The sequence below is a fragment of the Croceivirga sp. JEA036 genome (assembly GCF_011882165.1).
GTDB lineage: Bacteria > Bacteroidota > Bacteroidia > Flavobacteriales > Flavobacteriaceae > Croceivirga.
In genome coordinates this window covers 225,280-251,958 of the sequence record NZ_JAATON010000004.1, presented here as the reverse complement: position 1 = coordinate 251,958, position 26,679 = coordinate 225,280, and the positions used below count along the sequence as shown (strand labels likewise).

Sequence of the window (26,679 nt, the reverse complement as noted above, 5' to 3'; positions counted from 1 at the left end):
TTTAATATGAGCTGTTTTTTAAATGGAAAACATTAGTATTGTAAAGGCTGGGGCCCTGCTGTACCACAAGTGGTCCGCTTGTTTTCTCCTTGATACGCATCAATCTAAATTCAACTTAAAATCATGCACCCCTGGAGCAAAATTACTGTAGTAAACTTTGGTCCCTTCTCCCCAAGTTCCCCAGTCCACCTCTACTCTATTGTCTCCTAATACGATATTAGCCAGTTTTACGCGCATTTTTTGAGCTATCTTTTTATAAGCTTTATCAAAGGCTACATTGTTTAGTTCTTTAGGGTCCTTTGTGGTGTGATACAAACTAGGGTCTATAGCCTGATAAGGAGCCGTCAAAGCCCATCGAATTTGTTCTCCTTTTCTTGCTTTTTGTGGACGGATTCGCATGGAAAAAACATATTCCTTAGTACGGATATACGCTCTAGGGCCTGTAGCTGCATGGCTCTCTCCTATAATATAATCGCGTTCTGGCGCTGTGCCATTGGCTATCAATGCTAAGTCCATTCCGTCTAAATAGGTATAAGCATCTTTAGTAATATCTGCTCCGGCTTCTGCTAAAATGGTGGGTGCAATATCTACAAACTCAGCAAAAGCATCTACTACTTTCCCAGCAGGGTACTTTTCTTTATTAGAACTAACAATTACAATTGGGTTATGGCTATCTAGCTCCCAAGGTGTACATTTAGAGACTGCTCCGTGGTCATTTAATTTCCATCCGTGGTCTCCGTGTACATACACGATTGTCCAAGGTTGTTTTTTAGCTTCGCTATAAGCTATAAAACCATCTACAGCCTCCCCTATTAAACTATCGCCATAAGCACAAAAAGCATAGTAATCCTGAATCATTTTTTGCTTTTCTTCTGCTGTAAAATGGTCTGTACCTTTACTTTTTATAAATCTTTTAATTTGCTCTGGTAGTTTTGCAAGTTCCTCTTTTGTAAACTGAGGTACTTTGTAGGTTTCTTGCTGAAAGCGTTCTCTAAATGTTGCAGGGGGTAATACGGGGGTATGGGGAAAATCATACCCTAAATGCACAAACAGAGGTTTGTCTGGAGCTATCCCAGCTACCGTTTGTGAACCCACAGTGAATGTAGGCGCTGTATTATTAAGGTAGTCTAAAAGTACTCGGTTATAATATCCGTCTCTAGTTTTTCCGGCGGGTTGTGGACTTACTCCAGAGAGGATAATACCTTTAGTAGGATGTTCTTTCTCTCCTTTTTTATAATGTCGCAGTATATCATACTTTTTATTTGCCAAAGCCGTCTTACCCCTATGGGAAGGTCGCTCTTTTTCTAACTCTAAAGAAGCATATGTAAAGGTCCCCTCTGGAGACACGAAATACTCTACACTCTTTAGCGGTTCTTCTAATGTTTGGCCATCTACTTCTTTTATCCAATCTTTACCCCAGTCTGTGAGGCCATCTTTATGCATTTGTTTAAAGCTAATAGCATTCTGATAAATAGGATGCGTTGTAGGTTTCCCCTCTTTTAAGGTTTTAATACGAACGCCCAATTTACCAACATGAAAGGTTTGGTAGCCCTCTTTAACCATCTGCTCTGGTAACGTTGGCTTAAAATGTGGCAAATTGTTGTTGTAATATTCAAATTGATAAATTCCAGACCTAAATGGGTAACGTCCTAAATGCATTGCAGAACGCGATGGCGCACATACTGGCGAATGCACATAAGTATTTTTATACGTAGTGCCCATAGCTATAAGCCGGTCTATATTAGGAGATTCTACATAGCCAAGCTCACTCATTTCTCTGCCATGTATCATTTTATTAAATCCCCTTACAGCATCATACCTATGGTCATCTGTAACTATCCAAAGAATATTAGGTTGCTTTTTACTAGCATTAGTTTGCGCTACACTAGGTGTTATTTGCAAACAAATAACGAGGATGGATAATAATCGGTTTACTAGGGTTAATTGGTATGTTTTCATCTACTTACACTAAACAAAACGATGTGACAGTATCACATCGTTTTTAAAGTGATGAAGTTTTAAATTTTCCATTACTTCTCTAACCACATATTCGTTTTTTAGTACTACATATTACCAGAAATTAAAACCTCTTCTTTCTCTTTTAAGAAAATTGTTCATAACCACCTTACCTACAAGAATAACTTTTGTCTTTATTTCTTTGTCACTTCTATAGCTATGCTAACCAAATCTCTGGACAACGTCACCGATTTTAGCTGGTTCTCCTCCATATTGAATTGCAAATAATTAGGATAGTCTTTTATTTTATACTTACCATCTCCCAAATACATTAATTCACTTTTATCCTCTCCTTTAAAATGACTAAAAAAAGCAGATGCAACATACAGTTTACCATCTTCTTCACTAATGGCAGTGGGCAGTTTTAGTTGATACAAAAAATCATTATACTCCCCAATCAGTGCCTTTCTAGTACTCGCAGGTATTTCTTCAATTTGGTCTTCGTCCAATTCTTTTTTCCATTGCAATAGTTTTAGCAGCTTCTTACGTGTATTATCAATAACCGGAAAACGATTGGGCTTTTCACCATTAGCCAAAAACACAAAACCATTACCATCTGTCATGGTTGCAAAAACATCGCCACCAACGCCCGTATTAGAGCCATTACAGGATAGCCAATCATAATTATTAAATCCAAAAGATTTTTGAAAACCATAACTCCATCCGCCTACCGCATTTTTTAATGCCGAAACAGCAGTTACCTCTTGTGCTACGGATGTAGAAATCACCGTAGTATCTTCCCCGTTCAGGGCTTTCTGTAATGCTATGGTTAGCTTGGCCAAATCTGTTGGTGTAGACCATAGCCCAGAAGCACTTACTTGTGGTGTAATAGGCAATCCTGTTTTAATTACCTTACCATCTTTATCATGTACCAATGCTACATTTTGTAAAAATCCTTTTTCATTGGGCTGTATCATACTGGTATTTTCTAATCCTAAGGGCGTAAATAAATGCTCTTGTGCTAAATTGGCAAGATTGGTCTTAAAAGTATCCTCTAAAGCCATTTGCACTACAACATACCCACCACCGCTATATTGCCAACTAGTCCCAGGTTCAAACAAAAAGTTTATTTCTTCCTTATACCGTGGAAGTTGCCCCAATAGACTTTGCTTAATTGTTGGTACAGTATCTCCTGCATAAAAATCTGCGAAACCATGTTGGGTAGTCCCTGCGGTATGATTTAAGAAGTGTTTCCAGCTAGGTTGTGTTTTAGTAGTCCATTCACTTTTTGGCAATTGCCAACGCTTTAGACTTTTTGCAATAGGCGCATCTAAATCTAACAAGCCTTTTTCTTCTAGAATAAAACAAAGTAAGGCGGTCACAGGTTTGGAAATTGATGCTGTAGAGAAAGCGGTGTTACCATCTAAATTTTCTTCACCTTCCGTACTTTTAACTCCGTATTGTTTACTGTATACTATTTTATAATCTTCAAAAACAACAAAACTAAAACCTGGCAGGTTGTGTTCTTTTAGTTGATGCTCTATTTGTAGGCTATCTGCTAAAAAGTCAAATTTTTTTTGGGATGCAACTGTTTGTGCTTTAGATGGCATGGCTAAGTAAAGCATGCAAACCAGTAAAATGTACGTGTAGTTTCTCATATGTCCGTTTTAAATTAAGACGATGAACCTAAATTTATGTTACAAAAAAAATCTTATGCCTAGGATTTACATATTACTAATGCTTAGGATATTTTGATGGTAACGATTATTGAGCTGTATCCTTTCTTAGTATTACGGTTTGATTACGGCAAACTTTTGTATTTGTAATAATAATGCTTGTATATCTATTTCGGTTCGGGGTATTAACAAATTAAAGTGCTCATACTTATGTCCTTTACCACCAGCTCTACTTATGGTAAACTCCAAACACTGCTCCCCTAAAAACGATTGCAATTGGCAGCGCTCTAAATTGCGGTCTTGGTTATTAAAGGAAACTACATACTTATTTTTAATTAATAACCCAGAGGTAGTTATTCTTGCACTTGGCCCAGAATCAATTAACAAATTGGTTTTAAATTGGGTAATTGCTTTCCATTTAAAATAAGCGATAAGCGAACCACCCAAACAGAAAACCGGCACTATTATGTTAAAAACTGTTCTGTTATCCTTATAAAGAAAAATAAAAAACACAAAAAGAACTGTAAATACGATTATAAACGTTGCTTTAAAGTTTCTTTTCTTTTTTTGCGTGTACTTTGTACCGTATGTTTGCCATTCTAGCGGTTTATAATTGATTATTGTCAGTAGTCTTGAATCGTCCTAAGACCAAACCTTTACTAGTTTTTCTTTAAAAGCCTTATCTATGGTTATCATGTAATTGATACTATAATATAGCATTGCCAGTCCTATTGCAGCTATTGGTGCACTTACACTAAATTTAGTGCTATGTTTGGCGATAAAAAAATTTATCACCGAACTCAATACCATAAAAATGCCTAAGATGAGTAGGAGTATTATTAAGAGTGATTTCTTTTTAAGAAATGGATTTTTTCATATAAAAGTTAAGTTGATTTTGGCCTTCGCTTGAAAACAACTTTTAATTAATGTCTAGATAAAGATACTATATAACGGGCTTGGATAATCGGCTAAGGATAAGAACACCTAATCGTATTAGCTAAAATCCAAAAAATGCAGGAATTTGGCCAAAATATATATGTCTCAAATTTAAAGTAGAAAAAAATTGGTTTTTACCTCAGTTCTTTGTTATGTGCTGGCTTTTATGCATTAATTTGGATTTCTATTTGCTGGTATAAAACTCCTTTTCCACCAGCCATTAAGCTTTTTATTTTTCCTTTCTCAATTCTTAAGTTAACGATGATTGAACTTGGTGATGGCTCTTTCATATATTTTCCTTGTTGAATTTTGAAACTGTCTTTTTCGATTTTTAGTACATCAAATAAATAGCACCCAAGAGGCCCACCCGCCATTCCAGTACCTGCCTCTTCTAATATTCCATATCGAGGTCCAAACATTCTTGATGTAGCATCATAACCTTTTTCTTCTGTATCTGTTGAAAAAACGTAATAACCTATTAAATCGAAAACCTCACTAATTTCAGATATTAAATCAAAATCAGGTATTATGTCTTTTAATACCTCTCTGTTTTTAACTGGAATGAGAATAAAAGAATTACCTGTATTTACCAATTTAATTGGTGCATTTGGAATGAGGTCAGTTTTAGATAGACCCAAAGAATTTAAAATCATATCCTCTTTCTCGCTCACCTCAACATATTTTGGAGCTAATTGTTCCATAAATGCCAAATCGCCTATCATTTCTATTTTTCGACTTCCATCTATTGTTTCTTTTGAAGAAATATAACTTTTTAAAAGGCCTATTTGCTTTAAGTATGAAAATGTGGCAACTGTAGCGTGGCCACAATGTGCTATTTGTTTATTTGGCGTGAAGAAATCTAACTTAAAATCCTCAGTTTTGGATTTTGAAACAAAAGCGGTTTCTGATAAACCTACTTTTTTCGAAATCTCAAGTTTATTTTTATCAGATAATTCATCTGCGTTTAAAACTACACCTGCTGGATTACCACCTTTACCGTTTTCTGCAAAAGCGTTAAGAATTTGTACGTTAATTATTTTTTTTGCACTGTCCATTTATATTTTATTATAAGTTATATAGGATGGACGTTATTAGTTAGAAAAAGACGTAGTAAATTTTAATTATTTTCAAAATCTATTAGCTTACCTGTACTATCCGATTCTACATTTGGGCAATCCAAAATGTTCTCCTTTAATACTTCTCTGGCTTTTTGAACTCTTGACTTTGCACCAGAATATGACAATTTTAAATGTTCGGACAGTTCTTTTTGTGAGAAGTTTTTAAAAGAGGTTAAGATAATAGCCTCTTTATGGTCTGCAGAAAGTTCTTTGATTTTCTGATTGATGCAATTAGTAAGATTTGAATAATTGAAATTTTCCTCTTCGGTCAAAGGGATATCTAATTCATCTATTGAAACATTCTTATTTTTGGCTTTGCGTAAATAGTCAATAATTGTATTTCTTGTAATTTGGTAAACCCAGGATGTAAGTTTTGAGGTGTGTTTTAATTGATGAATCTTGGTTTGAATTTTTAAAAAAACGTCTTGATGAATATCTTTTGACGTTTGTTCATCTTTTATTTTTCCCAAAATGAACTTATAAAGTTCTTCATTTAAGTCTATCCAAATATCATAAACTTTTCTTTCCATAATCTTTGTCTTGCAAACCTTGTTTGATGCTAATTTGTTTTACAAAGTGGCCTTGACTGTTAAGCTGCAGCAACCCATTGGCTATAGTGCCCAATAAAATGCCACCATCTTTTAAGCGGTAACTGCAATAGATAGAAACAGGCCCTAAAAACGAAAAAGGGTTTTCTAAACCCTTTGCAGTACCATCTGCGCCAAAAACAACACGTTCGCCATTATCCAAGATAGCTTGCTTACTACCATCTTTCTCAGTAAAGCTAACTACTGCTTGATCACCGATAACATTTTCAGGAATTAGCAATTTAGAACCCGACTTGTTCCAAACATACAAACCTTTATTTTTAACTTGATAATACAAACCATCTGCAAGTTCAAATATTGCCGCACGGTTTACCTCTGCAGGTATTTCTTCTATAGATTCCTTATCCGGATTAAAAAGTAAAATTCTTGAGAAGGATTGAAACAATACCAAATCATCTACCACTTGAATATTCCAAAACTCTTCATCTTCTAGTAAAGAATCCTCTAGAAGTTTAGTTAAAGAGGTATAGATTAATGCACCCTGTTCATTTCGCTCCCAATAGCCAAACTCCATATAACAACCCGCATATAAACGTTTGCCATCAAAAGTCAAACTCCGAATTACCGAACCATTGGGAGTACCATATTTAGACCAGCGCTCCCCATCAAAAGAAAGTATACTATGATTGTTGGCTAAATACATGTAGCCATTATCCCCTTCTTCTATAGCCCAGTTCTGGTTCTCACCATCATAAGTTAAAGGTGAAATTGCCTGTATAGGAGCGCTTTCTTGCCCCTGCGTAAAACAACATAGCAATAAAAATAATACCAGATAAAATCTTTTCATAGCTTTTGGTAGTGGTATAAAGATAAGGCAACAATTAAAAATTGAGCGGTTATAGTTTAAGCCTAACAAAAAAGCCATACCGATTTCTCAGTATGGCTTTTTTATTATTTAATAAACCCGTTTTATTTAAAACCGATTTCTTTTAAGCCTTCATGGCTAATCTTAATAACCTCTAATGGTTTTTTATCCCACGTCATATCTTGCTCTACAAAATAGCCTTCCATTCCAGATTTGTCTTTTTGGGCAAGAATTCGTTTAAAATCGATATGGCCTTCCCCAACAGGAGCAAATTTACCTTCATCGTCCATATCCTTCACGTGCCATAGTTTAAACCTACCTGGGTATTTTTCAAAATACGCCAAGGGGTCCGCACCTGCTTTGGTTACCCAGTATAAATCCATCTGAAAATTCACGTATTTTTGGTCGGTATTTTCTAATAAATAATCTATTAAAATACTACCATCTTCACCTTTCATAAATTCAAAATCATGATTATGATAAAGTAATTGAACACCCGCGGCATCGGCTTTTTTACCTAATTCGTTTAAAATTTTTAAAAGCTCTTCTTTAGTACCCTTCATACCCATTTTCATGGTCTCTTGATCTAAAGTAAACATGCCCATAGGAGGTATAGGAACCACTACGTATGTAAAACCTGCGGCTTTGGCATCTGCCAATTGCTGTTCCGCATTATCTAGAGTGATGGAACTTTGGTGAGAACTTAACGGTTTAAGACCTAATTGCTGTAACGAATCTTTAAATGCTGCTGGTTGCATACCATAATACATACCATTGTCATAACCTGCTGCTTCTACGTAAGCATATCCGGTTTCTGAAACAGTTTTTAAGGTTTCAATTGGTGCCTTGCCCATATCGTCCCTAACCGTATAGAGGGCCAAACCTCCAAACTTACCATCAGCACAAGAAAGAAACACGAGAACCATTGCTAAAATGGCTGTTCCTTTTTTTAATTGTTTAGTCATTGTATCAGTTTTAGTCGTACTAAAAATAGTATAAAAGTTAGGAATTAATTATAGAATTAATGTAATAAAAAACCCGTCTTACTGACGGGCTTTTTTAATTCTTAGCTTAGCGGATTCCCTTTTAAGCGTTTTTCAATTTTCTTTTTCTTCTCAGTCAACCGTTTCATTAAATCCATTAACTCAGAATCTTTGGTCTCCTTGTATATTTCGTTTATATCTAAAATTAACTGTTTTGCTTCCCTTGAAGCTTCTACACGGTCGCTTGTGGACATATGACTTAGCGTCCTGTTCTCAAACTCCGTAGCCTTTTCCAATAATTCTGCAGTCATTTTTCTATAAAATTACGCTCGCACCTCTTTGTAAACCAAAGCTTTACATAAATTTTTCTTATGCAGCTATAAGTTATTGATTTGTATAACAATTCAATATTAAAAAGAGGGATTTTAAATGTTAAAAAAATAATTTTCCGAATATAAGGAATATAGCCGTATCTACTATCCCAAATATTACATAAATTATTTAAAGAATATTAACAACAATAATATTAAAGCTTACAAACCTGCTGCGGTGGAGTCTTTTAGCTGTAAAACCGCTTGCAATTGCAGCACCTGCTCCTCTAATCTTTTGTTCTCTATTTTTAACTCGTTTACACTTTTAGCAAAGTCCGTTACGGAGATGTAATTTTCTTTTTGCATCAGTTTTGTTGCAATGCTATAAAGGGTAAAAATAAAACTAATTGCTACTGCAGAAAAAAGCCCATACAACAATAGTTTTTCTTTTCTATACTTAGGCTTCGTAGTTGTCACGCCTATCGTTTTCCTTTTGTCTGTATTGCGTACGACTCCTAAATGGTCAATAAAATTGTCCCATTTTTCTTCTTCCTGGATAAATAATTGAGTAAAACCTCCTTGATCTAAAAATTCTTGAGTCGCCGCTTTTGCTGAAAGCATAAACACTTTAGCCCCGTTGCCGCTCATCGTATCTATCAAATCAGGGTCATACGTCTGTATTTCTAGAATTAATTGTTGGGCAAAGGAAAGGCTGTAATTGGGGTGTAAAAACTCATTGTAGAGGTAATCTACTTCAAAAAAGTCATCTCTAAAGAGGGCGTACCTTAGGAACTTATCTTTAAGTTCTGCCTTAAAAAATTCACTCATTCCCAGTTAGTTGTTCTCCGGCCTAAAATAAAATCTTTATTTGGGCTAAACAAAATAAAAGCACCAATAAAAATTGATGCTTATGTGTTTGTAAAGTAAATGTTAGTTATACAATTTCTGCACTTAAACCTGCTTGCAATAAACGGGTACAACGGGGTTTTAAATCGTTATACTCTCCAGTTTTTACTGTGCATTTACCTTTGTAATGTACTATTAAAGAACATTGTTCTGCTTGTTCTGGGGTATGCTCACAAACAGAAATCAACGTATTAATTACATGGTCAAAGGTATTTACATCGTCATTAAATAAGACAATCTCGTTCTGATTGCTTATTTCTTCTTCTACTAATAGTTCTTCTGAATATTGTTCTTGTGCTCCCATGACATTTAGCATCTGTTTCTAAAATACATATTTTGCCGCTACCCAATTATTCTTTTCAAGATTTTTTTCAAATTGTAAACCAAATTCGATACATTTTGCGGATATCATTTCTAAATCCTCTAAATAGAAGCCACTTAAAAATAATGCCCCGTCCTTTTTTAAGCAAGAAACATATGTTTCAATATCTTTTAAAAGAATATTACGGTTAATATTCGCCAAGATAACATCAAACTTAGTTTCACCTAAAAGTGAGGCGTCTCCCTCTTTAACTTCAATGTGGTGGCAATTGTTACGTTCTACATTTTCTAAGCTGTTTACGTAACACCAATTATCTATATCTATTGCTTCTAAAGTAGTAGCACCGCATTTTTCTGCAAGGATGGCTAAAACGCCAGTACCACAACCCATATCTAAAACTGATTTACCTTTAAAATCATTCTCTAGTATATGGCTTAACATCATAAATGTAGTTTCATGATGTCCTGTTCCAAAACTCATTTTTGGTTCTATAACAATATCATAAGTTACATTTTGTTGCTCATGAAATGGTGCACGCACCAAGCATTTATCTTGAACTAGGATGGGTTTGAAACTTTTTTCCCATTCTGCATTCCAGTTTTGCTGCACTACAGTCTTACTAGTCCAAGATATTTGATGTTCTTTGGTTGTAAACAGGTAGATTTCTTCCATAGCTTGCAAATTGAAAAGGTCTTTCTGCACATAGGCTATCAACCCTTCATCATTCTCCACAAAACTTTCAAAACCTAACTCTCCTAACTCCGCTATCAGAATATCAGAGGCAGGTTGCACTGGCGAAATCTTAAAATCTAATTCTAAATATTCCAATTTAAATGGCGTTCACAATTGCTATAAAATCATCACTCTTTAAAGATGCCCCACCAATTAAACCACCATCTACGTCTGGTTTAGAAAAGATGTCTTTTGCATTGGCTGGTTTTACACTACCTCCATAAAGAATAGTAACATTTTCTGCTATGGTTGGCGTTACAGCATCTGCAATAGTTTTACGAATAAAAGCGTGCATTTCTTGTGCTTGCTCTGGTGAAGCAGTTTCGCCTGTACCAATAGCCCAAACAGGCTCATACGCTAAAATTATTTTACTCCATTGCTCCGGCGCTAAGCCAAACAACACGTTTTTTAATTGGCTTGCCACTACCTCAAAATGTTTCTCCGTTTTGCGGTCTTCTAATTCTTCGCCAAAGCAAAAAATAACTTTCATATTTTTGGCCAAAGCAGTTTCTACTTTTTTAAGCAATAGTGCATCGTCTTCACCAAAAATAGAACGCCTTTCTGAGTGCCCCAGAATAACTGTATCTACACCAATATTTAGCAACATATCTGCAGAAATCTCGCCGGTAAAAGCTCCATTAGACTCAAAATGCATGTTTTGTGCTGCCACCTGTATATCACTAGCATCTAACGCTTTTACTGCACTAGCTAAGTTAACAAAGGTTGGTGCTACAATTACTTCTGCTTTTGTATCTGGTAATTTAGCAGCTAATTCTGACAAAAGTGTTTCAGTCTCTGCTAAGTTTTTATTCATTTTCCAGTTACCTGCCACTATCTGGGTTCTCATAATCTTTATTTTAAGTTTAATGATTCTATGTCGTTATAATGTACTTTTTCTGTAATGGTCCCTTTTTCTAAGACCAAAATTCCTGGATTGGAACGCACTATTGTTTTTAAGGTAGTTTGATCGGTAAAGTAAAAATCAAATTTCAAATTATACTCTTTAACTATTGCCGCGGCTTGTTCACTATTAGAAGCAGACATCCCTATCACTTTATATCCTTTTTTGGCAGCTCTATCCGTAATCTTTTTTACTGCTGTAAAAGCCTCTAATTCTGCTTTTGCCAAATCATAAGAGATTACCATTACCAATTTGGGTTCTTCTAGCAATGAAACTGCGTAATCTACACCCTCTTGCTCTATAGTAAAATCATGTATTGGAGGTTCATAGCCTTTCTGAATTTCTTCTGTCTCTACCCCAACAAAATTGCCCTCTACAGTAGGATAATCGCCATTGGTAACATAACTTTTTTCGGTGCCATTTTCATTAAACGTCCATGTGTATTCATACAAGGGTTCTGGTGCCCCTTCAGGAATACTCATACCTTCCATAATATTAGCCCCTATCTTATAAGGTCTAAAGTCTTTAGAGGGTAAATGATTTAATACATGGTAACAAAATAATATACAAGATAAGGTAGCTAAACCAACAGCCCACCAGTCTTTTTTTTCTGGTAGAATAGGTTGAATGTACTTTATACCCTTGAGTAGCACTAAAATGAGTACTAATAAGACGACATCCTTAGTAAAAGACTCCCACGGAGTTAATTTTATCGCATCTCCAAAGCACCCACAATCCGTTACTTTATTAAAGTATGCAGAGTAAAAGGTTAAAAAGGTGAAGAAAACAATCATAGCTAATAAGCTCCATACTGTAAATTTGGGCTTAAAACCAATTAAAAGCATTACACCTAAAAGCACCTCTACAATAACTACGAAAATAGAGATTGCCAGTGCATAAGGCTCAAAGTAAGGCATGTTTAAAACGCCTATACTAAAATATTCTTCTAATTTAAAAGAGAAACCTACAGGGTCATTTAGCTTTATCAATCCACTAATGATAAAAAGCACCCCAACAAAAATTCTACTAAATCCTACTAAAAACTTCATTATTCCGCCGTTAAATGTATCATTGCAAATACTGCATAATTTAGCATGTCTTGATAGTTTGCAGCAATACCTTCACTCACTATAGTTTTTCCTTGATTGTCTTCTATTTGCTTTACCCTTAGTAATTTTTGCAAGATTAAATCTGTTAAGGAACTTACACGCATATCTCTCCACGCTTCTCCATAATCATGATTTTTATTTTCCATTAAAGTTTTACAAACAGCTACCTGTTCATCATACAACTTTAGCGCCTCCTCTGGATTCAAATCTGGTTGACTTGCTATCCCTTTTTGTATTTGAATTAAAGCCATAATGGCGTAGTTTATAATACCTATAAACTCTGACTGTTCCCCTTCATCTACTTTACGAATCTCTTGCTCTTGCAAACTTCTGATACGCTGTGCTTTTATAAAAATTTGGTCGGTTAAAGACGGTAAACGGAGTATACGCCATGCCGTACCATAGTCTTGTGTTTTCTTTATATACAACTCCCTACAGTTATGTATCACTGCATCATATTGCTCTGAAGTCTTCTGCATGTATCTGCTATTTTATGTAATTTCAACCCAGTTTTTACTATCCAAGCACTACAAAAGTCAAAGATAACGAAACACAGCAAAGCGATTAATATTTATGACCATAAACTGCAAAGGCAACCTGATAGATTTAACCACCCCTAAAGTGATGGGAATATTAAATCTTACGCCCGACTCTTTTTTTGATGGAGGACGGTATAACGCTATGGAAAATGCTCTAGAACAAACTGAAAAAATGCTACAAGATGGAGCCACTTTTATAGACGTAGGGGCTTATAGCTCTAGACCAGATGCCAAGGACGTAAGTGAAACTCTAGAATTACAACGATTAATACCTGTAGTTGAGCAATTAATGACCCATTTTCCTAAAATCATCCTTTCTATAGATACCTTTAGAGCAAAAGTTGCTGCAGCAGCATTGGATGCTGGGGCAGCGTTAATAAATGATATTTCTGCCGGTCAATTGGACGATAACATGCTGCCTACAGTAGCCGACTATCAAGTGCCATACATAGCCATGCATATGCGCGGCACGCCACAAACCATGAAAACCTTAACGCATTACAACGCACTAACTAAAGAGGTGGTCATTTACTTTTCAGAAGTGTTACAAAAAGCTCAAGCACTTTCTATTAAAGATGTAATTCTAGACCCTGGTTTTGGTTTTGCAAAAACACGAGAACAAAATTTTGAATTGTTAGCTCAACTGCACAGACTAAGTGCATTAGAACGACCAATTTTGGCAGGTATAAGCAGAAAGTCTATGATTTACAAAACCTTAGATACGTCTCCAGCATCAGCCTTGAACGGCACAACTGCTTTGCACATGCGTTGCTTAGCACAGGGAGCAAAAATTTTACGTGTACACGATGTAAAAGAAGCTATGGAATGTGTAAAATTGCATACCGAAGAAGAAAACTACCTATAGTGGTTTCCTAAGCAAGATTTTTTAAATTTACACAAACACGGCACGATTGGAATTTCTAAATTTTCTAGAATTTAAGATTACCGACCTCATAGATATTATTCTTGTGGCCGTTTTACTGTACTATGTTTACAAGCTTGTAAAAGGGACCGTTGCCATAAACATTTTTATTGGTATTGTTATAGTATGGGCCCTTTGGAAACTTACAGAACTGTTGCAAATGCAGATGATTAGTAGCATTGTAGGTGGCTTCATGAATATAGGATTAATAGCACTTATCATCGTTTTTCAGCAAGAGATAAGAAAGTTTTTGCTTTTAATAGGTTCTACCAATTTTGCATCTAAACGTAGTTTTGTTCGGCATTTTAAATTTTTAAAGCAAGAAGCCCTACCTACAGAGGTTAATGTTGATGCTATTTTAGACGCTTGTAAAAACATGGGTATAAGTAAAACAGGTGCCCTCTTAGTCATAGAACGTAACAACAGCCTAGACTTTATTAAAAGTACAGGTGATAAGATGAATATTGAAGTCACCCAACCTATATTAGAAAGTATTTTTTACAAAAACAGTCCACTACATGATGGCGCTGCTATTGTACAAGAAAATTATATTACCGCTACACGTGTTATCTTACCCGTTAGCAACGAACGAAGCATTCCTTTGCGTTTTGGATTAAGACACCGAGCTGCTATTGGCATTACAGAAAAAACAGATGCCATCTGCTTAGTTGTCAGTGAGGAGACAGGGATGATCTCTTACATTAAAAATGGCGAATTTATACTATACAAAAGTACAGAGGAGTTATCTGAAATGATCAAAAAGGACTTAGTTTAATGGAGTGTAAAAATTGTTTAGACCAACTAAGAACAGATTATAGTTTTTGCCCTAACTGCGGTGCAAAAGTGATACGAAACCGAATTACCATGAGGAATTTATGGTACGATTTTACTGAATGCTTCTTTAATCTAGACAACACTTTTATACGCACACTTACCAGCCTTTTTACCGACCCAAAAGATGTTATTCTTGGTTATATAAAAGGCACCCGTAAAAAGTACATGAATCCAATCAGCTATTTTATGATAGCCGTAACCCTTGGAGGATTATTTTTCTTTTTACAGAATAAGTTTTTTCCAAATGCCATGAGCTACCAATTTGAACTTTTGGAAAAACAACAAGAAGGACCTGCTGGTATTTTTGTAACAGATTCTGTGGTAAAATGGCAGAAAATCTTAGCAGAATACCAAAGTATTTTTTACATGCTCATGATTCCAATCATATCTCTAATTTCCAGATTAGTTTTTATTAATAGAAAAGAATTGAATCTAAGCGAGCATTTTGTGTTAAACCTCTATGGCTACTCACAAATTAGCATCATTGTAAATTTACTTTACATCGCGTTTATTTGGAATTCCAAAGCCGTGTATTATATTGGAACGTATGCAGTTATTGTAGGCTATGTAGGGTATTATTCTTATATTCTAAAACAAGTTTTTGAACTCAACCGAAAACAACTACTCATAAAGATAATGTTCTTCCTAGGCATAGGTTTTGCACTTTATCTGGTAATAATCGTAGCAATTGCAATTTATCTATTTGCTTTTACAGACACCTTTAAAAATTTGTCTCAGACAGCTTCTTTAGCCATGAACTGGGCCTCATAAAGGTCTCTGTAATACCCTTGTTTGTCTAATAGTTCTTGGTGGGTACCCATCTCTATAATTTTACCAGCATCCATTACAATTATTTTATCCGCCTTTTTAATGGTAGCTAAGCGATGCGCAATAATGATAGATGTTCTTCCTTCGGTAATTTTATTGGTAGCCTCTTGTATCAACTGTTCCGTATAGGTATCTACAGAAGACGTGGCCTCGTCCAAAATTAATATGCTTGGATTACTTACATAGGCACGTAAAAATGCAATTAATTGGCGTTGCCCACTAGATAACATGGTTCCCCGTTCTTTAACATTATACTCATATCCGCCAGGTAATTCATTAATAAATTGGTGTACTCCTATATCCTTAGCAGCCTTTTCTATTTTATCCAGAGTTACTTTATCATCCCTTAATGCAATGTTGTTTTTAATGGTATCCGCAAAAAGGAAGACATCTTGTAATACGATAGCAATATGCGACCGCAGAGAACTCAAGGTAAAATCTTTTATGTCTCTATTATCTATTGAAATTTTACCTGCATTAATTTCGTAAAAACGATTTAGCAAATTGATAATAGTGGACTTACCAGCACCCGTAGCACCTACAATTGCAACGGTTTCCCCTGCTTTTACATCAAAAGAAATACCATGTAAGACTTCTTCATTGGTCACGTAACCAAAATGTACCTTGTCAAAAGAAATAGCACCTTTAACCGTCGTTACTTCCTCAATCCCATTATCTGCAATATGGCTATCAGTATCTAATATTTTAAACACACGGTTGGCTGCAACCATACCCATTTGTAACGTATTAAATTTATCTGCTATTTGCCTTAGTGGCCTAAATAGCAAGTCCATCAAAAAGAAGAAAGCAAAGATGGAACCCGTATCTCCTAAAGTTGCACTTTCTACACGTTGTACCACACCAAAATAAACCACCAGACCAATACCTACGGAATACGATATCTCTGCTACAGGAAAAAAGATAGAGTTATACCATACCGTTTTTAGCCAAGCGTTTTGATGTTTTTCATTTATAGCTCTAAATTTTTCCTTTTCTATAGCTTCACGATTAAACAATTGCACAATCTTCATCCCTGCCAAGCGTTCTTGCACAAAAGAATTGAGGTTAGATACTTGAGCTCTTACTTCTATAAAAGCTACTTTCATCGCTTTTTGAAATAGGCGTGTTGCCACTAGAATAACAGGCATTATTGCAAAGACAATTAGTGCCAGGCGCCAATTCATATAAATCATTACTCCCGCTGCGGTAAGCATCTTTAATAAATCTGCGACGATAACAAAAAAACCTTGGCTAAATATTTCTCCTATTCGTTGCATATCTGCAACCGCTCTAGTTACCAACAAACCAATGGAAGAGGTATCAAAATAGGTCATTTTAAAAGCCATCATTTTTTGAAATAGCTTTATTCTTAAATCTTTAATTACAGATTCTCCTAGTAAATTAGCGTAGTAATTAAATGCTAATTGGCAAATAACTTGCCCCAACAAGACAGCTACCATTAGCAAAACCAATTGCACTAACAAGGCTTGGTCAGTATTTGGCAAGGCATCATTAACCACTTGTTTTACCAATACTGGGGTACAAATTGCAAAAGCTGATAACAATATAGCTGTTATAGCTACCACCCAAAATATACCTCTATAAGGTTGGGTATAGGCAAAAACCCGTTTAAACAAACGAACATCAAACGCTTTACCTGCTTCTTTTTCTTTACTCATGGATTTTTAATTCTGGATACACTACCCTTGTTAAATATAATCCTTTGGCGGGCACAGATACGCCTGCCACTCCCCTATTTTTACTAGCCAATACCCGTGGTATATCATCTGCTGGGCGCTTGCCTAGCCCAATTTCTAAAAGTGTCCCTACCACCGCGCGTACCATATTTCTTAAAAATCGGTCTGCGGTTATGGTAAAAACTAGCTTATCTTCTTTTTGTTCCCAAACCGCATCGCGAACATCGCAAAAAAATGTTTTTACATCCGTATGGGATTTAGAAAAACACTCAAAATCTTTCTTTCCTATAAGCTGTTTTGCTGCAATATTCATAGCTACCACATTCAAAGGCAATGTTACCTGGTGTGCACTATCTTGGTAAAAAGGACTTTTCTCTTGCACCACCCAATATTCATAACTACGTTCTGTGGCATCGAATCTGGCATGACTATCTATTGGAACTTCAAACAAATCTTTAACTGCTATATCTGTTGGCAAGTAGGCATTCAATCGGTAAATTAACTTATCTAAAAGTAACGGTTCTGTTACATCAAAATGTGCATACATTTGTTTTGCATGCACTCCCGCATCCGTTCTTCCTGCACCTACAACCTCAATTTTTTGACGGGTTAGCAAACTCAATCCTTCTTCCAACACTTGCTGCACGGTTACTGCATTTGGTTGTTTTTGCCAACCGTGATATGCTGCCCCATGATATGAAAACTCGATAAAATACCTCAAGAAATTCAATTTAAGCGTTAAAGATACTTTAATCCTTTGGCTCTGTCCTAACCCCTAGAATTTTTAGCATATTTTTAGCGCATGACAAAAATTTTATTGCTTTCTGATACCCATAGCCATTTAGATGATACTATTTTAAAATACGCAAAACAAGCAGACGAAATTTGGCATGCTGGGGATATTGGTGATTTAGCCGTTACCGATGCTTTTGCAGCGCTAAAACCTATACGCGGTGTTCATGGCAATATAGACAACCATGTGATACAAAAAGAGTTTCCGGAACATAATCGTTTTATGTGCGAGGGTGTAGATGTGTGGATTACTCATATTGGGGGGTATCCTAACAAATACAACATCAGGGTAAGGGAAGAATTACAAGCAAATCCGCCAAAACTTTTTATTTGCGGCCATTCTCATATTCTTAAAGTGATGTACGATAAAAAACTAGAATTACTACATATGAATCCCGGGGCGTGTGGCAAACATGGATTTCACCAAGTAAGAACCATGCTTCGTTTTACTATAGACAAAGACAACATAAGTAATTTAGAAGCTATAGAATTAGGAAAAAAATAGCTATTAAGCATTGATAAAGTAACATCAAACTAAAAATAAACTCTCACCTAAAAACATTCGCACATGAAGCATAATTATGCATTTTCTATCTCACTAGCACTATCCTTTGTATTCCTGTCTTGCCAAGAGAACAACCCTAAAAAATCAGAATCGGTCAAGGCCACGACCGTATCTACACAAAAACCACCATACAATCCCGAAAACCCTAAATTGGCTTTACAAGCTGTTGCTGAAGCCCATGGAGGTTGGAATAATTTGTGGCTTAAGAAAGACGTACAGTTTACCTATAATTATGAAATTCCCTCAGAAAATAGAGCAGACGTATCTACAGAACGTTATATTTTTGACAATGAAATTTCTTACGGTAAATACAACCGTCATCAGATAAACATAATCCCTAAACAAGAAGGAGAGGTAGTCCATTTGTTTAATGGCGATAGCACTACGGTTACCTTGAACAAAACAGTATTAAAGGACCCAAAAATCATAGCATTTTCTGACTTTATAAGACGTGCTAATTATTTTTGGTTTACCATGCCATATAAGTTAAATAATCCAGGAACTATAATTTCTCACCAAGGAAAGGAATCTTATAACTCCATTAATTATGATGTTTTTAAAGTAACATACGACCCCAAATTGACAGGAAAAATCAAGAATGACATTTACCTTATATACGTTAATCCAGAAACTCATTTAATAGACCGCTTTAAATTCTCTTTACCCTTTGCAGGTATTACAGAACCCGTAATCCTTACTAATTACAGTTATGAACAAATAGACGGGCAATGGATTGCTACGCACAGAGATTATTTTATGCCCAATACGGATGGAGGGTATGCGGATGAACCTACTTTTATACAAACGTTAAGCGCTATAAGCTTTAATAATGGCTACACTATAGAAAACATCACTCAATAATAAAAAAAGGCCCTTGTTTAAAACAGGGGCCTCACGCACTAATACTACTAAGATGTTAGGTCTAACGTAAACGATCCACAGATTTTACAAGATCTTCATCCTTTTTGATGGCCCTGTTGGCCAGGACCAGAAAAACGATAGAAAATACAGGAATCAGCATCCCAATACCCTTCTCAGAAACCGCCGTTTCTCCGGATAAGTTTAGCGATCGGTAAACGAAAAATCCTAGTAAAAAAAGATTCAATACTAAGTTCAAACGATTTACAACAAATTGATTTTGTCGTTTTTTGAACAACAATATAGCTACGGCAGCTAAAACAGCCACACCATAAAATACACTAGAAATAAGAACATCTTGCTGTGCAAACACTTCTCCATTTTCTGTTTCTACCCAAAGGTTTACAAAAAACGGCACCACTGCAGAAAGTAGAATCACTACTACTAAATAAAGTGTTTGTATGCGTTGAATCATTCTTAGTTTTTATAGGCTTGCAAAATTACATCTCTTTTTGACAAATAACAGGAGTTCTTAAAATTTATTTTGTATACTTGCAATGTTATTTAGTTAGAACACTTGCCCAGGGAATACTTTCCCAACCGTAAAAGCAACTAAAGTTTTACCACAAACCATCATATTCAAGTTTAATTTATTGATTATTTAATGTTCGAGATTTCCGACTTAAAGGCAAAGAAACTTCCTGAACTACAGGAAATTGCTAAAGAATTGAATGTTCCTAAGTTCAAGTCGCTAAAAAAATTAGATTTAGTATATCAGATACTAGATTTACAGGCCGCTAACCCTGCCGCAGTAAAAGAAAGTACTGTGATAGAAACAGAGGAAAAGCCAAAAAGAGCTAGAAGGCCTAGAGCCCCAAAAAAAGAAATAGCGCAAAAAGAAGAAACTCCTGCTACTAAGGAAGACAGTAAGGAAAAGGATACTAAAACCGAAAAACCTGCTGCTAAAACCGCAGAAAAGCAAGAGGCTCCTGCTAAGGAGAATACCAGACAACACAAAGGCAATAATAAGCCTCAGAATAATAACAACAGAAGAAACAACAATCAGAATAACAATAACCAAAGAAACCATCAAGATAAGCGCAACAGCAATTTTGATAAGGACTTAAAAAACCGTTATAAGGAACCAGAATTTGAGTTCGATAGCATTATTGAAAGCGAAGGTGTTCTAGATATTATGCAAGACGGTTATGGCTTTTTGCGCTCTTCTGATTACAATTATCTTTCTTCACCAGACGATATTTATGTTTCTCAAAGTCAGATTCGTTTATTTGGTTTAAAAACTGGCGATACGGTATTGGGCAATATTAGACCTCCTAAAGAAGGAGAAAAATATTTCCCTTTAATTAAAGTAAATAAAATTAATGGGCTAGACCCGCAAGTGGTTCGTGACCGTGTTTCTTTTGAACACCTAACACCGCTCTTTCCAAAGGAAAAATTTAATATTGCAGATAGGCAGAGTACCATTTCTACTCGTGTAATGGATTTGTTTTCACCTATTGGTAAAGGACAACGTGGCATGATAGTATCCCAACCAAAGACGGGTAAGACTATGTTACTGAAAGATATTGCCAATGCAATTGCAGCAAATCATCCAGAGGTATACCAAATTATTCTTTTAATAGATGAACGCCCAGAAGAAGTTACAGATATGCAACGTAACGTGCGCGGTGAAGTTGTCGCTTCTACCTTTGATAAAGAAGCAACAGAACACGTACGCGTTGCAAATATAGTTCTAGAAAAAGCCAAGAGATTAGTAGAATGCGGCCATGACGTAGTTATCCTGTTAGATTCTATTACGCGTTTAGCTAGGGCTTACAATACAGTGCAACCTGCCTCTGGTAAGGTGTTGAGTGGGGGTGTAGATGCTAATGCGCTGCATAAGCCTAAACGTTTCTTTGGGGCAGCACGTAACATAGAAAATGGTGGTTCTTTATCCATTATTGCAACGGCTCTTACAGAAACTGGTTCTAAAATGGACGAGGTTATATTTGAAGAGTTTAAAGGTACTGGTAATATGGAATTACAGTTAGATAGAAGAATATCTAATAGAAGAATATTCCCTGCTATTGACCTTATTTCTTCTTCTACAAGAAGAGACGATATATTGTTAGATGACAACACCATTCAACGTATGTGGATTTTAAGAAAATATCTTGCAGATATGAACCCTGTAGAAGCTATGGAGTTTATGGAGCAGCGTATTAAACAAACTAAGAACAACGACGAGTTTCTACTCACCATGAATGAGTAGTTACTTGTATAAGAATATGATTGTGAACCCCTTTGAATAATTTCAAAGGGGTTTTTTAATGCCATTTTATGAAGAATTCATTTATATTTACAACCGTTCCCCATTAATACTAATCACATTTATAACCTATGAAAACAACACGCAAACACCTAAATGGCGGTTTAACTACTACATGGGGCACCCTGTTTTTAGCTATGCTATTTGTAGCAAGCTGCGCAGAAACTCCCAAAAAAGAAAAAACTCCGGAACAAGAAAAGATTACCGAACAAGAACCCACTACTAAAATGGTTTCTGCCCCTAAACAAATTATAAGTATAGAAGAAGCAGACCAACTTTTTACTAATTATACTGAACGCCGAGCCAATGCCATATTAAAAATGGAATTAGCAGAACAAGCTGCGGAAGAAAAAGAATTTGTACCCACACGTTTTGTAACGTTTGATATTAATGTACTAAAGGAGTATATAGCCTTTGTGGAGCAAGAGGGAAAAAAAGGAGGTACGCAAGTAGACAGTCTTAGAGTTTATCTGGGTAACTACGGAAAAAACAAAGAGAGCTGGAAAAAGAAAAAAAGAAATACCGTATTTTTTGTACCAGCTGCTAAAACAGCAGAAGGTTACGGTGGTATTTTTATAGGAGACCTAGGAAAAGCAATGCTTATCAGAGATTTTTTTGCAAGTGACCAAGATACGCCACAACAAAAAGCATCCTTATTACCGTCTTTTGCTCCCGCACCACCACAAAGTCAAAGTTTAATTTTAAATGTTGGTGAAGGTGGGCCACCGCCAAGACCTGATTTTCAGTAATCACCAAAAATGCTACAAGAAATAACCACAATTATTAAGGGTCACTATAGTATTATAATATACTTGGTGACTCTTATCATAAGTTTAATTACCTACAGAAAATATTTTGATACTGTTTTAAAATATTTTCCAATGCTTATTGCTTATACTTTTCTTAATGAACTATTAGGTTATTTTATTAGATACAATGAAAACTTTCTATTATTCACTAACCTATCATTGAGTAGCGCTAATGATATTATCTACAACATTTTTCTAATTATTTTTTACAGCTATTTCTTTTTTGTCTATTACCGTCTTGTACATAAAGTTAGCTACAGAAAAATAATTAAATACCTCTATTTTTTAGTAGTGTTAGCTTTCTTGGTAAATTCTATGTTTACCAATCCACTGACGTATTTACTTTATGCTGCCAATGCAATCGGTTCTTATGGCCTACTCGTTGTTATTGTTTTGTACAAATTAGACCCAAAAGAATATAGACCTTGGCTCATAGAAAAACTAAACCTAATGTCTTGGATTAGTTTAGGGTTATTTATTTTTCATACCTTTTTTCCCATCATATTAATTATTGGTTTTGTAAATGTAGACTTATGGTATTTATTACACTTAAGAACAGTTTTACGCTTACTAATTATACTTATGTATTCTTTATTTAGTATTGGGTTTATGCTAAGCACAAGACGTGCATTTAGATAACTTTCTCATTTCAAGACACTTTTAACACTTGTTGAGTTTTCCTTATTTTTGCCGCCACAATTCGAGCAATGACTAAAAACCAACTGTGACTATTCTTATTGTTTATTTTATAACATTAATAGTAAGCCTTATAACCTACAAACGTTATTCTGACACCTACTTGGCATACTTTCCTATCTTAATTGCTTATACCTTCTTAAATGAATTACTAGGGTTTCTTATTATTAAATTTCCAGAATTTAGCCTGGTAAAAGAAATAAAATACCACACCCACAATACCGCTATTTACACGCTTTACTCACTAATATTTTTCTCTTACTGTATTAGTGTTTACCATAAGGTTTTTAAAGCTAAGCTACAGAAATGGATGTGTAAAATTGCTTGTATTATAGTTTGGTTGGTTTTTGGAGTTTCCTACTTTTTAAAAAACGTTTTTTATCAGAACTTCTATGTCAGTAATAGCATTGGAGCTTTTTTAGTGGTGCTACTTATTGTACTATACTTTTTACAGCTTCGTAAACATCAACACAGAGCTTACCGCTATAATCTCTTATGTTATTTTAGCATAGGAATGGTATTATCTAATCTTTATTTACCCATCTTTATGCTAACAAGCAATCTTTATCCAGAAGTTTACCAAGCATTATATTTAAGAGATATTTTATTCTTAGTCACCAGTACTGTCTATGGTATTTTTACCATAGGTTTTTTAACATCTAGAAGATGGGCTTTTGCCTAATCTTTTTTAATTAGAAGAAATAACCTGCATTACTTTTTTTGGCTCACCCTCGTAATTAAGAACTCCCATATGTTTTTGTGGTATTGTAACCCATGGTTTTTTACCAAAAATAGCAGGAGGTAATTCTTTAAAATCATACAACGTCCAGGCAATAAAATGCTGCTCTTGCTCTCTCACTTTATCCAAAATATACTTGTAATGTGCCTTCTGTTTGTTTTCTGAGTTACCAAAAAATGCCTTTTTCCAAGTATGCAGCCCAAATTCTCCTACCACTACAGGTTTATCCGTATGGCTTTGCCATTTGTTGTACTCTCCTGCAAAACGGTCTAAATCTTGGTAAAAGTGAAACGTTAAAAAATCTGTAGGGCTATCCTTTGCTAAAAAGGGATGTGGATGCAACCAGCCTATGGTTAATAAGTGATTGGGGTCATAATATTTAATACGTTCCATGGCAAATTCTAGCCAAGATTTTACTTCTGCCTCAGAATGGACTTGCATATCTAAATCTGCCTCATTTTTTACATCCCAAGCCAAAATAGCTTTGTGTTTTTTTAATGGTGCTACAATTTGTTTTATGTGCTGCTCCGTCAAAGACCAATTAATGATATTGTAATTCCCAAAGAAGTCAAAAAGTGTAACAATCACCTTTACTTCCTCTTCTTCTGCGATATCCAAGGTTCTTTTTAACTGCGCTAGCAAAACAGGATTTACATTCTCTCTCCCAAAATCATTAAAATTGACAAATATCCGAGCCGTGTTGAATCCCAATTCTCGAATCAATTTAAAATCTTGAGCTATAATACTATCGTTAAATTTAGAACCAAACATTTCCCATGGACTGTCTTTTGGATAGTAATTTATACCCCTTATATAAAATGGAACTCCATTATACACCAAGTTTTTTTCTTTACGTTGAACCAAATCTGCAACAATACTATCTGGCTTAACTTTAATAGTATCTTCAGCGTTAGAACGCACCATATGGCGAATACGCCAAAAGCCATCCTCTAACAGCATTACTATTTTGTAGTTAGAGATACTCTTATGTTGCCCTACTAAACTATCGCCCTTAAAAATACGCTGCACCTCTCTAACCCCCTTATCGTCAAATGCTACCAATTTACCATCTGCAGAAAAGAAATTGATATCTATATTATGACTTAGCGTTGTACTGTGTACGGTAACATTATTTTTCTTGTTTAAATCGATATAATCATAAAGATTTACACGGGAACTATCCGTATAAAAATCAGCTATCCCCTTAGTTGTATTTACAGAAAAACTGATATTCCTTACATACCAAGAATCGGTGTAATCCCGTTGCAATTCTCCCATATTTTTTTCTAGAAACTCACGCCCCGGATTCTCTACATTACTAAAAGAAAACAGTGGTTTATAGTAATCATTGACCCTTAGCACTTTTGCCATCATCTGCTCCCTATCTGCCCCAGATTTCACAAATGCCAATACACTCCCTATTCCCCGTACGATAAAGAAATTAGCTGCTAAAAAAATAGCAATTAGGATCACTCTATAAACCCACCTACTCATCTGTTAATGTCTTAGTAAACTGTTTTTCTAAGCCTAATAAGGCCAGTTTAAATTGATATTTTCCTGACGGATAATAAAAATCCCTTAGGATAAACTCCGTAGTACCACCAACGGTATATTGTACAACTTCTTTTTCCTTACCATTGCTTATTATGGTTAGCACTACCTCTGTACCATTTGGGACCAGTTGCCCCATATAACTTGTAATAGGCCCTACTATTATTTTACGGTCCTTATTTACAAAAGCTACAGGAAAATCTTGTGTTATATTTTTAAAAGAAATTTCTAGCAAATTGCTTTTTGCAAGACCTGGAACGAATGCCTGCACCGACCAATTAACAGCCTGAACAGGATGCTGAATCTTTGTAGTTGCAACCCCTTTTACGGTTTTAGCAAAAGCGGAGAGCTTTTTTCCTGAGTCTGTAGTAATTAAAAAACGGACAATAGTTCCATTTTGCAATTCATTGCCATAAATATCTAGAAGGCGTTCCGTTTTTAAAGTAACCACCTCATTACCATCTGCATATCCGTGTTCTTTAGATTGATAAATTGTAAAGTCGTCTGGAGAAAAAGGATATACATCCGTAGTTTTCTCTTTAGTGGTCACTCCATTTTCACTGGTCATGGACACTGTAATTTTACCCGTTTGCGTGTAAGAATAAAACCGTTTGTACGCCACATAATCTTTTGTTTGCAACTCGTGAACGCTTTGTGTTTCTTTAAAATTTTCGTTTACAGTAATTTCTGTTTTATCTGGCATAGGATTATCATAATCGTCTACAGGAACCACAGTTAGCATCGTAAAATCTCTACCGCCTGCCAAAATAATTCTAGGCCCAAAATAAGATTCTATAAAATCTATTTTCTCCGTTGCTGTAGTGACATTTATTGCATCTGTATAAATCACCTTTTCCCCATAAGTTAAGGTAAGTTGTACTACCCCTATCTTTTCTGCTACGTTATCTGGCAAGGTAAAATTCACTTTACCATTGATTATTTTTTCTGTTAAGACTACTGGTCCATAAGAGGTGTGCGCAACAGCCATTAAATCAACATTAGGATAACAAGGCACTAAGTACTCCAAACTAATCTTTTGACCAGCTATGAATACTTCTGAATGATTTGATTGCACCTCACAATTATAAGTTGCATATACTTTTTCTCTATAAGTAACTAGGTCTGTTTTGGTAATTGTTTTGGTTATTAGTAAGAGA

Annotated in this window: 28 protein-coding genes; 9 read left to right on the top strand and 19 right to left on the bottom strand. The window is 35.4% G+C overall.

The window, feature by feature from the left end; translation table 11 throughout:
- Positions 1-99: 99 nt before the first annotated feature.
- The 14 genes from HCO57_RS12420 to HCO57_RS12355 all read right to left on the bottom strand — a co-directional run bounded on the left by HCO57_RS12420 (position 100) and on the right by HCO57_RS12355 (position 12,842).
- Positions 100-1,959, bottom strand: a complete 1,860-nt coding sequence (locus HCO57_RS12420; protein ID WP_167989284.1) for a sulfatase-like hydrolase/transferase — start codon at positions 1,957-1,959, stop codon at positions 100-102.
- A 191-nt stretch (positions 1,960-2,150) separates the two neighbouring features.
- Positions 2,151-3,614 carry a serine hydrolase domain-containing protein gene (locus HCO57_RS12415; protein ID WP_167989283.1) on the bottom strand — a complete coding sequence of 488 codons (1,464 nt, stop codon included), beginning with the start codon at positions 3,612-3,614 and terminating at the stop codon, positions 2,151-2,153.
- Between the two features lie 132 nt (positions 3,615-3,746).
- The gene (locus HCO57_RS12410; protein WP_167989282.1) at positions 3,747-4,145 is read right to left on the bottom strand and encodes a hypothetical protein; all 399 of its coding nucleotides are present in this window, start codon (positions 4,143-4,145) and stop codon (positions 3,747-3,749) included.
- 587 nt (positions 4,146-4,732) lie between these two features.
- A complete protein-coding gene (locus tag HCO57_RS12405) occupies positions 4,733-5,623 on the bottom strand; it encodes a PhzF family phenazine biosynthesis protein (protein ID WP_167989281.1) in 891 nt (296 codons plus the stop codon).
- 62 nt (positions 5,624-5,685) lie between these two features.
- A complete protein-coding gene (locus HCO57_RS12400) occupies positions 5,686-6,216 on the bottom strand; it encodes a sigma-70 family RNA polymerase sigma factor (protein WP_167989280.1) in 531 nt (176 codons plus the stop codon).
- On the bottom strand, positions 6,197-7,081 hold the full coding sequence (locus tag HCO57_RS12395; RefSeq protein WP_167989279.1) for a hypothetical protein: 885 nt from the start codon (positions 7,079-7,081) through the stop codon (positions 6,197-6,199). The genes HCO57_RS12400 and HCO57_RS12395 overlap by 20 nt, the downstream gene beginning before the upstream one ends.
- Positions 7,082-7,203: 122 nt before the next feature.
- Positions 7,204-8,064 carry a sugar phosphate isomerase/epimerase family protein gene (locus HCO57_RS12390; protein WP_167989278.1) on the bottom strand — a complete coding sequence of 287 codons (861 nt, stop codon included), beginning with the start codon at positions 8,062-8,064 and terminating at the stop codon, positions 7,204-7,206.
- A 101-nt stretch (positions 8,065-8,165) separates the two neighbouring features.
- The gene (locus HCO57_RS12385) at positions 8,166-8,393 is read right to left on the bottom strand and encodes a hypothetical protein (protein WP_136951093.1); all 228 of its coding nucleotides are present in this window, start codon (positions 8,391-8,393) and stop codon (positions 8,166-8,168) included.
- 222 nt (positions 8,394-8,615) lie between these two features.
- Positions 8,616-9,221: a hypothetical protein gene (locus HCO57_RS12380; protein ID WP_167989277.1), complete on the bottom strand. Its 606-nt coding sequence runs from the start codon at positions 9,219-9,221 to the stop codon at positions 8,616-8,618.
- 106 nt (positions 9,222-9,327) lie between these two features.
- Positions 9,328-9,603: an ATP-dependent Clp protease adaptor ClpS gene (locus HCO57_RS12375; RefSeq protein WP_136951095.1), complete on the bottom strand. Its 276-nt coding sequence runs from the start codon at positions 9,601-9,603 to the stop codon at positions 9,328-9,330.
- Between the two features lie 18 nt (positions 9,604-9,621).
- Positions 9,622-10,449, bottom strand: coding sequence for a 50S ribosomal protein L11 methyltransferase (gene prmA, locus HCO57_RS12370; protein WP_167989276.1), 828 nt, complete (start codon positions 10,447-10,449; stop codon positions 9,622-9,624).
- A 1-nt stretch (position 10,450) separates the two neighbouring features.
- On the bottom strand, positions 10,451-11,200 hold the full coding sequence (gene tpiA, locus HCO57_RS12365) for a triose-phosphate isomerase (protein ID WP_167989275.1): 750 nt from the start codon (positions 11,198-11,200) through the stop codon (positions 10,451-10,453).
- Positions 11,201-11,205: 5 nt separating this feature from the next.
- The gene (locus HCO57_RS12360; RefSeq protein ID WP_167989274.1) at positions 11,206-12,303 is read right to left on the bottom strand and encodes a BT_3928 family protein; all 1,098 of its coding nucleotides are present in this window, start codon (positions 12,301-12,303) and stop codon (positions 11,206-11,208) included.
- On the bottom strand, positions 12,303-12,842 hold the full coding sequence (locus HCO57_RS12355) for a DUF1599 domain-containing protein (RefSeq protein ID WP_167989273.1): 540 nt from the start codon (positions 12,840-12,842) through the stop codon (positions 12,303-12,305). Before HCO57_RS12355 ends, HCO57_RS12360 begins: the two co-directional genes overlap by 1 nt.
- 94 nt (positions 12,843-12,936) lie before the next feature.
- Here HCO57_RS12355 and folP point away from each other — a divergent pair, with 94 nt between their 5' ends.
- Genes folP through HCO57_RS12340 form a run of 3 tightly spaced genes read left to right on the top strand, consistent with a single transcriptional unit; the run spans position 12,937 to position 15,429 of the window.
- Positions 12,937-13,767, top strand: a complete 831-nt coding sequence (gene folP, locus HCO57_RS12350) for a dihydropteroate synthase (RefSeq protein WP_167989272.1) — start codon at positions 12,937-12,939, stop codon at positions 13,765-13,767.
- 46 nt (positions 13,768-13,813) lie between these two features.
- On the top strand, positions 13,814-14,599 hold the full coding sequence (gene cdaA, locus HCO57_RS12345; protein ID WP_167989271.1) for a diadenylate cyclase CdaA: 786 nt from the start codon (positions 13,814-13,816) through the stop codon (positions 14,597-14,599).
- Positions 14,599-15,429: a DUF3667 domain-containing protein gene (locus HCO57_RS12340; RefSeq protein WP_167989270.1), complete on the top strand. Its 831-nt coding sequence runs from the start codon at positions 14,599-14,601 to the stop codon at positions 15,427-15,429. The genes cdaA and HCO57_RS12340 overlap by 1 nt, the downstream gene beginning before the upstream one ends.
- Here HCO57_RS12340 and HCO57_RS12335 read toward each other — a convergent pair.
- Positions 15,393-17,165, bottom strand: a complete 1,773-nt coding sequence (locus HCO57_RS12335; RefSeq protein WP_167989269.1) for an ABC transporter ATP-binding protein — start codon at positions 17,163-17,165, stop codon at positions 15,393-15,395. The genes HCO57_RS12340 and HCO57_RS12335 overlap by 37 nt on opposite strands.
- Positions 17,158-17,904, bottom strand: a complete 747-nt coding sequence (gene truA / locus HCO57_RS12330; protein WP_167989268.1) for a tRNA pseudouridine(38-40) synthase TruA — start codon at positions 17,902-17,904, stop codon at positions 17,158-17,160. Before truA ends, HCO57_RS12335 begins: the two co-directional genes overlap by 8 nt.
- Before the next feature lie 81 nt (positions 17,905-17,985).
- Between truA and HCO57_RS12325 the strand changes: the two genes are divergently transcribed.
- Positions 17,986-18,480: a metallophosphoesterase family protein gene (locus HCO57_RS12325; protein ID WP_167989267.1), complete on the top strand. Its 495-nt coding sequence runs from the start codon at positions 17,986-17,988 to the stop codon at positions 18,478-18,480.
- Positions 18,481-18,543: 63 nt separating this feature from the next.
- Positions 18,544-19,401, top strand: a complete 858-nt coding sequence (locus HCO57_RS12320) for a DUF6503 family protein (RefSeq protein WP_167989266.1) — start codon at positions 18,544-18,546, stop codon at positions 19,399-19,401.
- A 61-nt stretch (positions 19,402-19,462) separates the two neighbouring features.
- Here the strand turns inward: HCO57_RS12320 and HCO57_RS12315 are convergent, their stop codons facing one another.
- Positions 19,463-19,873, bottom strand: a complete 411-nt coding sequence (locus HCO57_RS12315; protein WP_136951107.1) for a DUF4293 domain-containing protein — start codon at positions 19,871-19,873, stop codon at positions 19,463-19,465.
- Positions 19,874-20,062: 189 nt separating this feature from the next.
- Here HCO57_RS12315 and rho point away from each other — a divergent pair, with 189 nt between their 5' ends.
- From rho to HCO57_RS16595, 4 genes are all read left to right on the top strand, one after another.
- Positions 20,063-21,670 carry a transcription termination factor Rho gene (gene rho, locus HCO57_RS12310; RefSeq protein WP_167989265.1) on the top strand — a complete coding sequence of 536 codons (1,608 nt, stop codon included), beginning with the start codon at positions 20,063-20,065 and terminating at the stop codon, positions 21,668-21,670.
- A 128-nt stretch (positions 21,671-21,798) separates the two neighbouring features.
- A complete protein-coding gene (locus HCO57_RS12305; protein ID WP_167989264.1) occupies positions 21,799-22,476 on the top strand; it encodes a hypothetical protein in 678 nt (225 codons plus the stop codon).
- 9 nt (positions 22,477-22,485) lie between these two features.
- Complete coding sequence (locus HCO57_RS12300) at positions 22,486-23,175, top strand: hypothetical protein (protein ID WP_167989263.1); 690 nt, start codon at positions 22,486-22,488, stop codon at positions 23,173-23,175.
- Between the two features lie 85 nt (positions 23,176-23,260).
- Positions 23,261-23,914: a hypothetical protein gene (locus tag HCO57_RS16595; protein WP_209066157.1), complete on the top strand. Its 654-nt coding sequence runs from the start codon at positions 23,261-23,263 to the stop codon at positions 23,912-23,914.
- A 6-nt stretch (positions 23,915-23,920) separates the two neighbouring features.
- Here HCO57_RS16595 and HCO57_RS12295 read toward each other — a convergent pair whose 3' ends face one another.
- Both HCO57_RS12295 and HCO57_RS12290 read right to left on the bottom strand, forming a co-directional pair.
- Positions 23,921-25,465, bottom strand: a complete 1,545-nt coding sequence (locus tag HCO57_RS12295; RefSeq protein ID WP_136951112.1) for a cellulase family glycosylhydrolase — start codon at positions 25,463-25,465, stop codon at positions 23,921-23,923.
- Positions 25,458-26,597, bottom strand: coding sequence for a hypothetical protein (locus tag HCO57_RS12290; protein ID WP_167989262.1), 1,140 nt, complete (start codon positions 26,595-26,597; stop codon positions 25,458-25,460). Before HCO57_RS12290 ends, HCO57_RS12295 begins: the two co-directional genes overlap by 8 nt.
- Positions 26,598-26,679: the final 82 nt, after the last annotated feature.